Origin of the sequence: Flavobacterium plantiphilum, from assembly GCF_046000495.1 — a bacterium.
In the GTDB taxonomy this organism is placed as follows: domain Bacteria; phylum Bacteroidota; class Bacteroidia; order Flavobacteriales; family Flavobacteriaceae; genus Flavobacterium; species Flavobacterium plantiphilum.
This window is the reverse complement of sequence record NZ_JBELQA010000008.1, coordinates 90,499-104,880: the sequence shown is the minus strand read 5'-3', so window position 1 is coordinate 104,880 and position 14,382 is coordinate 90,499. Positions and strand designations below refer to the sequence as shown.

Annotated in this window: 13 protein-coding genes and 1 pseudogene; 1 reads left to right on the top strand and 13 read right to left on the bottom strand. The window is 29.5% G+C overall.

The window, feature by feature from the left end; translation table 11 throughout:
* Nucleotides 1-4: 4 nt before the first annotated feature.
* The 3 genes from gmd to ABS764_RS13890 are packed head-to-tail and all read right to left on the bottom strand — an operon-like array spanning nt 5 to nt 2,803.
* Nucleotides 5-1,123 carry a GDP-mannose 4,6-dehydratase gene (gmd, locus tag ABS764_RS13900; protein ID WP_408082391.1) on the bottom strand — a complete coding sequence of 373 codons (1,119 nt, stop codon included), beginning with the start codon at nt 1,121-1,123 and terminating at the stop codon, nt 5-7.
* 46 nt (nt 1,124-1,169) lie between these two features.
* The gene (locus ABS764_RS13895) at nt 1,170-2,063 is read right to left on the bottom strand and encodes an NAD-dependent epimerase/dehydratase family protein (RefSeq protein ID WP_408082390.1); all 894 of its coding nucleotides are present in this window, start codon (nt 2,061-2,063) and stop codon (nt 1,170-1,172) included.
* Complete coding sequence (locus ABS764_RS13890) at nt 2,060-2,803, bottom strand: glycosyltransferase family 2 protein (RefSeq protein WP_408082389.1); 744 nt, start codon at nt 2,801-2,803, stop codon at nt 2,060-2,062. The genes ABS764_RS13895 and ABS764_RS13890 overlap by 4 nt, the downstream gene beginning before the upstream one ends.
* Nucleotides 2,804-2,899: 96 nt before the next feature.
* On the opposite strand from ABS764_RS13890, the gene ABS764_RS13885 reads away from it, so the two are divergent.
* Nucleotides 2,900-3,931, top strand: coding sequence for an acyltransferase (locus ABS764_RS13885; RefSeq protein ID WP_408082388.1), 1,032 nt, complete (start codon nt 2,900-2,902; stop codon nt 3,929-3,931).
* Nucleotides 3,932-3,975: 44 nt separating this feature from the next.
* On the opposite strand, the gene ABS764_RS13880 is transcribed toward ABS764_RS13885, so the two are convergent.
* The 10 genes and pseudogenes from ABS764_RS13880 to ABS764_RS13835 form a co-directional block, all read right to left on the bottom strand.
* Nucleotides 3,976-5,046 (bottom strand): glycosyltransferase, encoded by a 1,071-nt coding sequence (locus tag ABS764_RS13880; protein ID WP_408082387.1) that lies wholly within the window; start codon nt 5,044-5,046, stop codon nt 3,976-3,978.
* Between the two features lie 136 nt (nt 5,047-5,182).
* Complete coding sequence (locus ABS764_RS13875) at nt 5,183-5,680, bottom strand: acyltransferase (RefSeq protein WP_408082386.1); 498 nt, start codon at nt 5,678-5,680, stop codon at nt 5,183-5,185.
* On the bottom strand, nt 5,673-6,683 hold the full coding sequence (locus tag ABS764_RS13870; protein WP_408082385.1) for a glycosyltransferase: 1,011 nt from the start codon (nt 6,681-6,683) through the stop codon (nt 5,673-5,675). Before ABS764_RS13870 ends, ABS764_RS13875 begins: the two co-directional genes overlap by 8 nt.
* Nucleotides 6,683-7,894 (bottom strand): glycosyltransferase, encoded by a 1,212-nt coding sequence (locus ABS764_RS13865; protein ID WP_408082384.1) that lies wholly within the window; start codon nt 7,892-7,894, stop codon nt 6,683-6,685. The genes ABS764_RS13870 and ABS764_RS13865 overlap by 1 nt, the downstream gene beginning before the upstream one ends.
* The gene (locus ABS764_RS13860) at nt 7,875-9,113 is read right to left on the bottom strand and encodes a glycosyltransferase (RefSeq protein ID WP_408082383.1); all 1,239 of its coding nucleotides are present in this window, start codon (nt 9,111-9,113) and stop codon (nt 7,875-7,877) included. The genes ABS764_RS13865 and ABS764_RS13860 overlap by 20 nt, the downstream gene beginning before the upstream one ends.
* On the bottom strand, nt 9,085-10,416 hold the full coding sequence (locus ABS764_RS13855) for an O-antigen ligase family protein (protein WP_408082382.1): 1,332 nt from the start codon (nt 10,414-10,416) through the stop codon (nt 9,085-9,087). The genes ABS764_RS13860 and ABS764_RS13855 overlap by 29 nt, the downstream gene beginning before the upstream one ends.
* A 69-nt stretch (nt 10,417-10,485) precedes the next feature.
* On the bottom strand, nt 10,486-11,367 hold the full coding sequence (locus tag ABS764_RS13850; protein WP_408082381.1) for a glycosyltransferase family 2 protein: 882 nt from the start codon (nt 11,365-11,367) through the stop codon (nt 10,486-10,488).
* A 1-nt stretch (nt 11,368) separates the two neighbouring features.
* Nucleotides 11,369-12,001 carry an acyltransferase gene (locus ABS764_RS13845; protein WP_408082380.1) on the bottom strand — a complete coding sequence of 211 codons (633 nt, stop codon included), beginning with the start codon at nt 11,999-12,001 and terminating at the stop codon, nt 11,369-11,371.
* Nucleotides 12,002-12,311: 310 nt separating this feature from the next.
* Nucleotides 12,312-12,401: pseudogene (locus ABS764_RS13840) on the bottom strand (hypothetical protein); the annotation flags it as partial.
* Between the two features lie 404 nt (nt 12,402-12,805).
* On the bottom strand, nt 12,806-14,359 hold the full coding sequence (locus ABS764_RS13835) for a lipopolysaccharide biosynthesis protein (RefSeq protein WP_408082379.1): 1,554 nt from the start codon (nt 14,357-14,359) through the stop codon (nt 12,806-12,808).
* Nucleotides 14,360-14,382 lie beyond the last annotated feature (23 nt).

The window sequence follows — 14,382 nt, the reverse complement described above, 5'->3', positions numbered from 1 at the left end:
CCAATTAATATTTAACAGCCGAACGCACTTCCTTTAACATCTTCTCTTTTTGCACATAGATCAAATCAGAAGCAATCATTTCCGAAACCAATCCTTTTAAATCATATTGAGGTACCCATCCTAGTTGTGTTTTCGATTTTGTTGGGTCTCCAATCAATAAATCAACTTCTGTTGGACGGAAATATTGCGGATCAACTGCAATCACTTGTTTCCCTATTTCCAGTTGGTAAGCAGGATTAGAGCAGGCCGCTACATATCCTTTCTCAGCTACTCCTTCGCCTTTAAACTCAATAGCAATTCCTACTTCTGCAAAAGCCATACGAACAAAATCACGTACATAAGTCGTTTCACCCATAGCAATTACATAATCTTCCGGTTTTTCCTGTTGTAAAATACGCCACATTGCTTCCACATAATCTTTCGCATGTCCCCAGTCACGTTGGGCATCTAAATTTCCTAAATACAGGCAATCTTGTTCTCCTAAAGCGATAGCAGCGGTAGCCATCGTAATTTTTCGCGTCACAAAAGTTTCTCCTCTGCGAGGCGATTCATGATTAAATAAAATTCCGTTACAGGCAAACATATTATACGCTTCACGATAATTTTTAGTAATCCAGAAACCATATATTTTAGCTGCTCCATAAGGAGAACGTGGGTAAAAAGGAGAATGCTCGTCATACAGTCCTTTTTCATTTTTATTTTCTGCTAAACCACCATATAATTCTGATGTAGAAGCCTGATAAATTCTGGTTTTCTTTTCCAGTCCTAAAATACGTACCGCTTCCAGAATACGAAGAGTACCTATTCCATCTACATTAGCCACATACTCCGGGGAATCAAAAGACACCTTTACATGGCTCATCGCTCCTAAATTATAGATTTCATCGGGTTGTACTTCCTGAATGATTCGAATAATATTAGTAGAATCCGTCAAATCGCCATAATGTAATTTAAAATTCACATGATCCTGATGTAAATCCTGATAGATATGATCGATTCTTTGGGTATTAAATGAAGAAGCTCTTCGCTTTACCCCATGAACCATATATCCTTTTTCTAATAATAATTCTGCCAGATATGAACCGTCCTGACCTGTAATTCCTGTTATAAGGGCTGTTTTCATGTGTGCTATATTTATGTACTTTATTTATCTATTATTGAACATTATTTTAATTTGAAAAGGAACGAAATGTTTTCATTAAACCTTCTTTTGTTGAGATTGGCAATTCTTTATTAATAACCTTTTTTATTTTTTCATTACTTATTACATAATCCTCCGTTAATTTTTGCAAACGCTCTGAATTAAGAGGCAAAGATAAATAATCTCCTATTTTAGCAATTCCTCTAATCCAATTGGACCGAATTTTCATAATTCTGGTTGTTTTATCTAAACTATCACCTAATAATTGAATTAATTCATTCGTAGATAGGGATTTGTCATCAGCAATTTGGTAAACACCTGAAGTAATAGTTGCATTATCCAACAACTCTTTAATAACAAAACAAAGATTTTCGATACTCAAAAAAGATCTTTTATTTTCAAAAGCGCCTAGTGGCCAAGGCAAACCTTTAGCAACCAATTGATACAATAAATTTAAGTTTCCTTTGTTTCCCGGACCGTGAATCATACATGGTCTTATAATATATACCCGCTTCCCTTCAGGCAAGTCCTTAGATAAAATATATTGTTCTGCCTGTAGTTTAGCAATCCCGTAATGCGTTTTAGGATTTGGAATAGTTTCTTCAGTCAATACTCCCTTTACTTCATCAGCCACTGCTTTTACCGTACTCATGAATATGAAAACCTGTGCCTCTGATTGTAAAAAAGCATCGAAGAGTTGTTTGGTTAACTCAAAATTGGCTTCATAATAATCAGATGGTTTTGAGACTTTTTTCAAATCATGGGCCTTACCTGCTAAATGAATTACTGCATCTCCATCTAAATTAAATATTTGACCAAAAGTATAGCGAGTACTTAACGCCTTGATTGTATAATCCTGCTTTAGGTATTTTTGAAGATTAGAGCCTACAAAACCGTTTGCTCCTGTAATTGTTACTTTCATTTTTTCAAAAAACCTATTATTTTCCAAAAAAAGCGCATCTTAATTTTTAAAGGAGAAAATTCAATTCCATTCATAGATAATGCTTTTTGGATTTCTTTTGTAATTAAGTTATATGACGAGGATCCAGAACTGCTTAAACCTCCCACTAACATTGCAGTAGTGATAATACCCGAATATTTCCAGATTATTTTATTTTTTAAAAAAAATCTGGTAATTAACTCATAATCTGCACCAATTTTAAAACCTAAATCATAATTGCCAAATTTATCAAAAAGTTCTTTCTTGAAAAAAATAGAGGGATGCGGCGGCATAAAACCAATTTTAAGCTTTTCCGGATTCCAATATTTAGAAGAATACAATCTTATAATCTTTCCATTTTCTTTATGCTGAACGATATTTCCAACAGAAGCATCGATATCATATCTTTTATGAAAATCAACTATTTCTTCAATTACGGATTCTGAATTAAAAATATCATCTGAATTCAAAATCCCTATTAAATCCCCAGTTGCCATGGAAATCCCCTTATTCATGGCGTCATAAAGGCCTTTGTCTGGCTCCGATATCCATTTTGTGATTTTATCCTCGTGCTTTTTTATAATCTCAAGGGTATTATCTTTTGAATTTCCATCAACAACGATGTATTCTATGTTTTTATAGGACTGATTTTGAATTGATAAAATTGTTTTTTCAATAGTATTTGAACTATTATAACAAACTGTTATTATTGTAACTTTCATTTATTATTAAATTGTTGTAATTTATTTAAAGATATTTTCTAATTGTTCTAAAAATAATTTCGTCCAACTTCCATAACTTCGCAAAAAAAAAAAGAAATGAAAGAAACTAAATTACAATGGGCTGATATTTTAAGAACAATAGCTACTATTGCTGTTATTATTTTACATGTTACAGCACCATTATTAACCAGTATGGAATCTTTAACTAATTGGTGGATTGGCAATATTATAGAAAGTTCAGTTAGATTTAGTGTCCCAGTTTTTTTTATGTTAACAGGTGCCTTGCTGTTTGATAAAGAATATCCTCTTAATACTTTTCTTAAAAAAAGATTTTTTAGAGTTATAATTCCTTTTCTTTTTTGGAGCATTGTCTACATCTCATTTAGTTTAACTCTAAAAGTACTACATAACGAAGAATTACATTTTTTTAACGTATTAAACTTTGTTATTGATCAATTTAAAAACGGAAGTTCCTACCATTTATGGTTTGTATATACACTATTAGGAATTTATCTTTTCACCCCGATCATTAGCAAATGGATTCGTAACAGTTCTAATAAGGAAATCTTATACTTTTTAATTATCTGGTCACTTACAGTCTTGTATACTTATCCTGTTTTATCAATTTTTGACACTAAAATTGATCTGTCTCATTTTACTGGCTTTTTAGGATATACTATCTTAGGATATTATTTAAGAATGATAAGCTTTGAAAATTCTAACAAAAAAGATTTTATTGCAATTGCTATGTTTTTGACCGGCCTTATAATAACAATGACAGGAACATTCTTGTTATATAAGCTTAAAGGAGAAATGGATGAACTTTTCTATGAATATCTAACATTGAATGTATTAATGTGCTCAATTGGTATGTATATGTATATTAAGGATAAAAATGTAAAGAATCAATACATTCTTAAGTTTTTAAATTTGATGAATAGATTTAGTTATGGTATTTATTTAGTACATGTATTAGTTTTAACATTTCTCACCAAAGCCGGCATTACTTGTTTCTTTATTCATCCTCTAATTGGAGTTCCGGTAACCTCTTTATTGTGTTTGTCATTCTCAGTCTTAATAGTGTACATCATAAATAAACTTCCTTATGGGAAATATGTTTCAGGCTAAAATCTTAATTTTAATTTCATTTATTTAAAAAATTACAATTTTGATTACTTATTAAGTAATAAATGATTAAAACTATTAGCTACATCTTCCCAATTATCTGGAAACTTTTCTAAAACTTTAATATAGTTAACTTTATGTCCTAGCCTATAATCATTTGTGAAATCATAAATTGCTTTTAAAAGAGATTTTTCATCATAAGGATCGAAATAATAAGCCGAATTTTCACACATCCATCTTGAATAGTTAAAATCTGCAACAATAATTGGTAAATCAATAGTTAAAGATTCAATTAAAGGCAATCCATAACTTTCCATTGATGATATAAAAAGGAGCGCATCCGCTTTTTTATAATAATCATTCATTTCTGATGTACTTAATTGTCCTAAATTTTTCAGAAAGCCAACATGCTTAAATGACTGAAATTCTTCTTCTTTTAGTGTCAACCAAATCTCAAAATCATAATCTTGAATATTTTCTTTGCACAAATATTCATTAATTTTCAATAAAAACTCATGCTTTTTATGTGGGTAAAAAGCCGAAGGATAAAATAGTTTTATTTTAGATTCCTTTACTGAAATAGCAGTTTTATTTTTATCTAGCCAATTAGGTACTGGTTGAGGGATAACAACTACCTTATCCTTTATAGCTGGATAAGATTTAATCATTTCCTCAGCAATAGCCCCAGTCTGAACTATTATTTTTTTAGCATAAACCTGATTAATCGAAAACAAGAATCTATTTATTCTGAATTTAAGACTTTTTCCTGAAAACTTATTAATTTTTGGATATACTAAATTTGGCTGATGCACCAAGACAACTTGATTATGAATTCCCCTTAGAGGTATATCTCCTAAAACAATTGTAGGCACATTTGAAAAAATAAAACTTGAAAAAAAACACTCTACAAATCTTGAAATGGGATTTGGTAAAAATCTTTTATATATTCTAATTTTAGTATTTTCAGCATTAAAATTAAAACTATCACTTGGTAGAAATACTGTTGTGTTTTGTAAAAATCCCAAAGAAGAAGAAGCTTCCAGAAAAGAAATAACAACCTGAGAAGCGCCCAAGCCGTTTATATTAGTGGCATGTATTTGTATTTTTTTTTTATCCATTTTTTTTATCCATTGCAAAGTTTATCAGCTACTCCGATATTTATCTTTTTAAATAACTCAATAAAAGCCATTAATTTAAATTGTGAAAAATCGTAATTAAATATGAACACCTTTTTTGGAATTATTAACGGCTGAATTATAATTTTCTAATCTCTTTTGCTGGAACACCACCGTAGATTGTATCTTTAGGAACAGACTTATTAACTAAGCTTCCTGCAGCTATAATTGCCCCATCCCCTATTGTCACTCCTCCTAAGATTAAGCTTCCATATCCTATCCACACTCCGTTACCGATGGTTATATCTTTACTTATTCCTTTTCCTGCTCTTCTATTGCTATCACCTATTTCATGTGATCCACATATTAGACTAACATTTGATGAAATATCACAATTACTTCCTATTGCTATAGAAGAATCCCCACCCATAAAAAGGGTCTTATGTCCCACAAAAGAATTATTTCCAATTTTTATTTTAGTTATACCAAGCATTTCAACTGAGCTATAAATTACCACGCCATCACCTAGTTTATGTCCCATCAATAAATAACATAATCTGTTAATTTCAGGAAAAGCCTGTAAGGGAAGCAATTTCAATATTATTCTACCCAAAAACATTTTCATTCTTCTAATCATAAAAACTTTTCACATAATTATTAGAAATATCATTAAAGTCAATTGAATTGATATTTGAGCAATACTTTATATATTGATCAACATTTCTCATGTTTAGCATTTTCTCTGATAAATCCTCTAAATTATTTGTTTCGAAAACCTCACCTACATTGTAGAACTTTACCAAATCTTCATTGCAACCTACCTTATCGGAAAGCATAACAGGTAACCCATGATACAATGCCTCTTCTACTACAAGCCCCCATGGTTCAACCAACGAGGCCAAAACAAAAACATCATTAGAATCATAGATATCCTTTAATTCATGTCGATTTTTATATCCATGAAATGTTATATTATGATTTTTATTGATTACATCTAGATATTTTTCGTTCTCAATACTTCCAACAATATTTAAATGAAGATCTTGATTTTTTTTAAAAAAAGTAAATAATAAATCTAACCCTTTGTCTTCAGATACTCTACCAACATATAGAAAATTTATTATTTCGTCTGGTTTGGATTTTATTTTTGGTTTATAATCAAAATCTAAAACCCCAACTCCTCTCGAAATTGTTATTTTACCCTTAAAACCTAATTTTTTAACTAATCGAGAATGAGGCTGACCACTTACGATACATTCCGCAATACCACTGATAAAAATTCTTTTTATTGGAGTTAGGAGTTTAGAATGTCTAAACTCATAAATACTTGATTCAACGATTAATCTTAGTTTATGTTTTGGAACCACAAATCGCAAAAACCAGAAATACAAATCATCCCAGCCTCCTAAAGTAACGTAATCCGATTTTTTGCTCTCTAGGTAAAGATTTTTTATATTATAAAATTTACTAGTATTCTTTACAATATTTTCCTCATTCAATTCATATCGAAAAAAATCTCCTTCTCTCTTTATTTTAGAGTCATATGTAAAAAATACCTTTAGGCTAGTATGCTGTGCTATTCTTTTAAAAGCTAGATTTTTATAAAAGCTAGGCAGACAGGTTACTATAAGTTGCTTCATTATATTAGACCATTAATAATTTTTTCTCCAACATTTTCAAATCCCCAATTTGCTCTAGCAAACGTTTTTGCATTTTCACCAATCTCAACAATACTTTCTTTCTTAATTTCATTTAGAATATTGATGATATTGCTAGGTAAGTAGTCTTTTATTAAGAAACATACATTTTCAGGTAAATTAACATAGTCTCCTATAGCGGTAACAATTATGGGCTTCCCAAAAGCCATATATTCGTAACCTTTAGAGGGTGTTTTCTGTTGTGAATTTCTACCAGTTGGGTTTTGTAATACTAAGCATATATGTGTCTTCTTTAATATAGCATTAAATTCTTGTGAACTAACAAATCCGTAGTAGTTTATATCTAAATTGCTAAACTTTTCTAAAGAAACTTTTAATTCTTCTTCATTAAGTGAAAGACCGCATATATCGAATCTAATTTTTTTTGAAAGTTTTTCTTCCCTATTTATAATATCTAACGTTTGCAAATATAAACCTATTCCTTGTTCTTCATCTAGCATGCCTGCTAATAGAACATTGATTCTCTCATCTTCAAAAACTAGGTTTGTATCACCTGAAACATCGATACATCCATTTACAATAAGAAAGCTTTTACTCTCAATTTTTTTAAATAAAAATTTTGAAGATGGAATAATAATTAAATCTGACAACGCTATTGATGTTCTCATTAAAAAGCTACCAACTGACTGCTGTATTGCAAACATTATTGATGTACTAAACCAGTCACTTGCTTTAGGTGTAACAATATCTTCTAAATCTTCAATTATTTTTATTCTTAAAATTTTAGCAATAAATGCAACAAAAATTGTTGATGGATAATAACAATAAAGTATTGTCAATTTGATATTTCGCAAAAAATTTAATCTTAGAAAAATCCAAGACATTGAAAAAAATTCAAATAAAATACTTAAATAAGGAATTGCTAAAGCTGGAGCATAAACAATGATAATTCCATTTTTTCGCACTATATGTGTAGGATGAATAATTTTAGAGTTAAATTTAATTCTAGCACTACAAGCAGGTGAAATTATATAGGGCAAAAATCCTTGGGTTTGAACTGCTTTTGACAATCTCCACATTCGGTTTGAACCAGCTGGATTAGGAGCAAGTAAACCTCTTTCTTTTATTATTTTTTCGTCTAAATAATTACCAATAAAAACTGAAGTGTTTGTTTTATTCTTTCTTTTCTTCACTTAAAATCTCTTTATAAATAGTATTATATTTAATCGCGCAATTTTTTATAGAAAATTTCTTCTCTGACTCTACGGAAATACTTTTTCTATCAAACTTATTACTTAAACAATATGATATTCCACTTACCACATCATGAACATCTTTAAATTTTGCAAGATATCCAGTTGTTTTGTGATTGATAATATCACTTGGTCCAGTTTCTTCAAATGCAATTGCTGGTGTACCGCAACATTGTGCTTCAGCTACCGTCATTCCAAAACCCTCTGCTACTGATGTGCATAAAAACAAATCTGCGACATTATATAAATTAGCCATTTCTCGTGGGTTTGAAACAAAACCAAAATTTATTACTTCATGAAGAGAATTTGACAATACAATTTCTCCTCCACCAAAAGTTATTATTTTTAGCTTCTTTTCATTGTATTTATTTAATGCATCTACACTTAAATAAACTCCTTTAAATGGTGAATTTAAATGTTGTGCGCCCATTAGCACTACTGTATCGTCAACTTTTAAATTAAAGCTCTCACGTAATCCTTTATCTTCAACCTCAAAATTATACACATTACAATCTATACCACTTGGTATTACGTCTATTAATTCGTTCTTAAGAAGACTTCCTTGTCTTGCTTGTTCTTTCATCCAAGTACTTATAGCCAAAAATTGAATATTTAATTTTGAGTAGTATTTTCTTTTTCTCTTAAATAGATAATTAGACAAATCATTAGTATTTGTACTATTTAACACTTGGCATTTACCGCAATCATTTTTAAAATTGTCACAAGAAGAAAAGTAGTGACAGCCTCCAGTAAAAATCCAACAGTCATGCATGGTCCATACAATTGGCTTATTGAGTTTAAGTAAATCTTTAATATCAATAAAGGCATGATTAATCCAATGAAGGTGAATAACATCGGCTTGTTTTACTTCTTCATTTGTTGAAAGATCTATTCCAAACAACCCCGGAGAAAATATTTCTGGTTTCCTTTTAGTGTAATATTTAAGAAGAATTCTATCTGCAAAAGTTAACAAAATTCGTTTTATCTTTCTTACTTTGGTTGTTTCGTAAAAGGATGTATTGATAATATTTTTAGATTGTTTATTTAAAAACAATATCCTTGACTGTACGCTTTCGTTTATTAATGCCTCATGTAACTTAACACAGGCTATCCCAGCCCCTGCCGAAGAATTAGCTGCCGAGATATGTAATATTTTCATTTTTCTTAGAGTTAAATTGAGCAAACTGAGCAATTAGCAGCCAGTACATAAAGCCTACACCATCATAAACAAGGTGTTGGCCAGAAAGTCCAAATGCTAGATAAATTGAAGTAAAAGATAGAATTATAAAACATTCTATTTTATTTGATAAGACTTTATAACTAGTATATAGCGTTTTAGAAATTAAAACAGTAAAAAAAAGCATTGAAAAACCATTAATCTGACGTCCAATTTCTAAAAAGATATTATGTGATCCTTCAGACCATTCTCTCCATTTATCAATATAGTCGAAATAAACTTCGAGTGAACTACCCGCGGGAGCAATAAAAAAGTTTTGAGTAATTATTTGAAGAAAGGAAGCATCCCAAATTGGTTTTCTGTCACCTATCAATTTAAATTTGACATACCCCATTATACTTGTAAAATCGTAACCAAGTTTGTCTACAGGTAATAGAACAACATAAATAGTTATTAAAATAGGCACAAGAACAAAAATCAAGCCTAAATATTTTAAATTTTTTTGATTAAAAATTTTAAATTTAGTAAAAAATAAAAAAATAAAACTAAGTAATATCATTGCTATAATTGTAATCGTTGCTTCAAGACCGATCAATGTTCGTCCTAAGCATAAAAGGATTACAACTTTTAAAGAAATTGATTTATACCTAAACCATAAGTATGGTAAAAAGCCAAAAGTTATAAAAAGCCAATGAGCATTCATTAAACCAAGAGACAAAGAAATTGCTGATAAAATAAAAATTTTGTCAAATTGCTTTAAAAATTCTTCTTTTGATGAAACAAGCTGAGGGATCAATACCACCCCCATTGTCAAGGCAATCCTAAATCCTATTGTAAGACCAGCTTTATTTTCTTGTCCAGAAAAAAATGAAACAAACAAGCCAATTATAGAAAACAAAATAACAAGATACCAAAGTGCTAGCATCCAATAAGATTTTGTTTTTCCTAAATTTAAAAGTGCACGTACAGGTGTAGCTAGTGCAAAAGCAAATTTAGTTGACAAGGCTATTGGACCAATTATTAATACATTTTTAAACAATGTATACAATCCTACATTAATATTGGATACATTTTCGGCTTCTGAATTTTGCCCCATACAGATACCTGTGTATAGAAGTAAAAAAACCACATACAGATCTACTTCTTTCTTAAAACAAAAATAATAAAAGGCATAACAGGAACTAACAATAATTGCGAAATTGGCTATTATACCACCACAAAGATGCAATACTATAAGAAAATAAAGGACGCTGTATTTTTTTAAATCAGCCAGCAGATCTTTCAACTTAATAAATTCTAGTAATGATTAATAATGCAGAATATATTTGGACTTTAATATTTAATTTTGAAATTATTAAATATGCCATTTTCGGTTTTTGTACATAAATAACCAATAATTAATTTTTTGATCTTTTTTGAGTATCTTAAATATTATTAATCGACTTACAATGGTTATATATTCAACTATTTTTAATAAAGTACAATAAAGTCCATTATATGATACTTTATACAATGTTCTTACACCATCCAAACGTCTTTTTTGCCTATTCTCCGAAAACTGGAAACTTTTTCCATCCAAATGTGTAATTTTTGCTAAAGGAACATTAAAAATATTAAACCCTTTTTTTCTTATTCTATAACACCACTCTTCTTCTTCACTGTACATAAAAAATTCGGGATTAAAAACACCTGCTTTTTCTATCACTTCTTTTTTAATCATCATTGCGGCTCCGACAACACTTTTTGCTTCAATGGCCTTTTCGCTTTCATTTACGCATTGCTTATTTTGAAGAAACATTAGATGAAATAAATTGCTTAATTCTACTCCCAATGAAGGATACATTTGAGAAAAAGAAGGTTGAAATGTTCCATCATCATTATACAGATTTGCTCCAGCAACTCCTACAGAAGAATTATCATCTAGAAAATCAGATAAAGTTTTTATTGCATTATTTTGCAAAATGGTATCGGGGTTTAATAAAAAAATATTTCTTCCTTTTGCAACCTCAATTCCTTTATTATTTGCTCTCCCAAATCCAATATTATCTGCCAATGCTATGTAATTAACCTGATTGTTGTACTTTTGGCTGATTATAAATTGTGAATTGTCATCTGAATTATTATCAACAACAATTATCTCATACATAATATCTTTCGTTTTTTCCAAAACACTGTCGACAGCGTTTATCAATAAAGAAATTGTATTATAATTTACAATTATTATAGAAACATCCATATTATATTAATTCTTTAATTATTTGGGCTGGATTACCGGCAACAACACAATTCTTAGGAACTGACTTTGTTACTACTGAATTGGCTCCAATAATACTGTTTTCTCCAATTGTAACACCAGATAAAATAACGACCCCTTCTCCTAGCCAAACATTCTTCTCAATGTAAATTGGCCCTTTACTAACTAAAGGACGATCGACAGGAGGCAAAAGAATAGAAGACAGTGATATATCACCATGTGAATGATCTGATATAAAAATTTTACTTCCCATCAATACATTATCACCAATCACAATCTTATCAATTGCTCCAATATGGCAGTCCTTTTGTATAGTAACATTATCCCCAATTACAATGCTTGGAATAAAAACTTGATTATTGTATGAATCGATAGCATCCATTCGCAATCTATGATCACAATGAAAGTTATTTCCTATAGTTATATATTTGCCTCCAGTCAAATATATAGGTTTATTAATCCCTGCATTATCACCAATTTTTTTAAATTGTTCTGATATCCATATTGTATAGTAACTATTTTTTCTCACATTCAAATTTTGAAAAAATTGAAATGTAAAAATGCTTGAAAGAAATTTTACAAACTGCCTAACAAAACTTCTCAGTAGTTTCTTCATGATCTAATTTTATGAATAAAAAAACGCAGCCAAATGATATAAAAATAAGGCTCATACCAATATTTGCTAAAAAGTATCTTGAATACTCCATCTGTTTGAAAATATTTATCATTTTTAAATACATATTTTTAGAATCCACGGAAATACAAAATTCTTGCAAAGTCGGTATTTTTTTTGTCTATAAATGTTGAATGGATATGCAAAAAATTACTGTTTTAGTTAAGCTAAATTTTTATAAATAGAGATTAATTATTAAACTAACTCATATTGTTTTGTTATTTAGTGTACGACGCCTTCTTTTTCTGTTATACTATATTTCAAGATACTCAAATATTTCAAGTTTCATTTGTTTATTTGATAATAACTTATTTCTGTAGATAAGTTCTGTTTTAAAAAAATTAAAAAGACTTTCAGCAACTGCACTGTCGCAAGAATTTCTTTTCTACCTATATTTCAGATTACTGCTCCATAAAATTCAATGTTATTAACAAGTTTTTTGGTTGTGTATTGGAATCCTTGGTCGGAATGGAATATTAATCATTTTATGACAACTCTGATTGTTATTGTCACACCAACGAACTGTCTATATTCCATTGATGCTCAGGGTATTATTCAAAATTTTGTAAATTAATTTTCGATCATATAAAATCAATTACTGTTCAAATATAAAAACTCCTTTTGTTTGAATATAAATAATATCTGAAATGCTATCTTCTGAAGGTTTAGACCATAAAGTTTCGTTTAAAACATCGACAACTGTTAAATAATTATGCTTTGAATTTTTCGCAACTTCAAATTTCTAACTTACAATGTATTTTTCTGAAACGATTTAATATTTTCTAAAGTTATTACTTTAAAGAAATACAAAAAACCTCCATACAAAATAAACCAAATTATTGTTTTTACAAATATTTGAAATAATAAATTATTAAAACTAAGGTCTAAATACCATATTATGAAAGCAGAAATAAAACTAAACACCGCTGGCACAAAAAATGATTTAAATATTTTCATCGAACTTAATCCTAAAACATGGTTGTTAAAATAAAAATAATAGAAAGACATTTGAATCACAATATAAACAACATAGCCAATTACAGCAGCCCCCACACCAAAATGAGGAGTTAGAACTGCATTTATAATTAATGAAATAACACATGCAATAGCAGAGCTAAATACCAACATCTTCGTCTTTCCTGTAGATAAAACCAGACTTGCAACTGGACTACTATGCAATCCAAATATTATTATAAATATCCATAATTCTAGCCATACACTTAAATCTATAAAATCCTTGCCAACATAAAAAACAAGCAATTCTCTACTGTTTAAAATTATAGGGATACATAGAGAAACAACTACTATAGTAGTGTATTTAGTTGCAGTACATATAAAATTAGAAATATTCTCTATATTATTTTCTATCAATAACTTTGTTGTTTTTGGCATAAAAATAGAGGTAAAACTTCCTCCGACAGAAATAACAAACAATGTAATAGTTTCAAGAATTCGGTAATCTGTCACAATTTGAATGCCCTCAGTAGAATAAATACTAAGAACAATGGGGCGTAAATGTACGGCAGACATTTGAAATAAACCCATCGTAATAATTGCCAAACTGTATTTAAAAATAATACCAAAATTTTTCCAATCACTTGCTGGCACAAAAGACTGGACAAGTTTGTGTTTTTTTGATTGTAAATAAAAAGGGACTAAAATTAAGGTATTTACCAAAGTGTAAGCGAAAAAATAGTATGTAATTGACCAGTTCAACCAAAGAGTAATTCCAACTACTGCAAAACCAATGAAGCTTCTAATAATATTTACTTGTTGCACCAAAAACATCTGTTCATTTGCGATAAGAAGTTGATTAAATACAGAGGAACTCCAATTTATAACCGAAAAAAAGGCTAAGATTAAAAACATAGTACGTATTACAGGAATCTGATCATGTTCAAGAGAAAACATAGATAAACCCCAAAATGCTATTATAATTAGTACCAATGCATTTATTAGACCAACAATCCCATAAAAGCTAATACTGGTTCTTGCCACTGAATCTAAAATATTATAATCCTTTGTTCCGATCCATTCAGAAAAATATTTAACGGCTCCTGTACCTACTCCCATATCTAAAAGTGTCATATAGGCATTTATAGAAGATGCAAGTGCAATCAATCCAAAATCAACTTGCCCGAAATTTGATAATAATAATGGCACTGAAATAAATTGAATAGCAGCACTTATAATTTTAGAAATTGTGCCCCAAATAAATGATTTAGCAACATATTTTGCAGTACTATGCGATTCCAATTTCTTTCCCTTCCCAGCTATATTGATGAATATTGTATTTCTCAAATTTATTGTTGTTATTTTAAAAT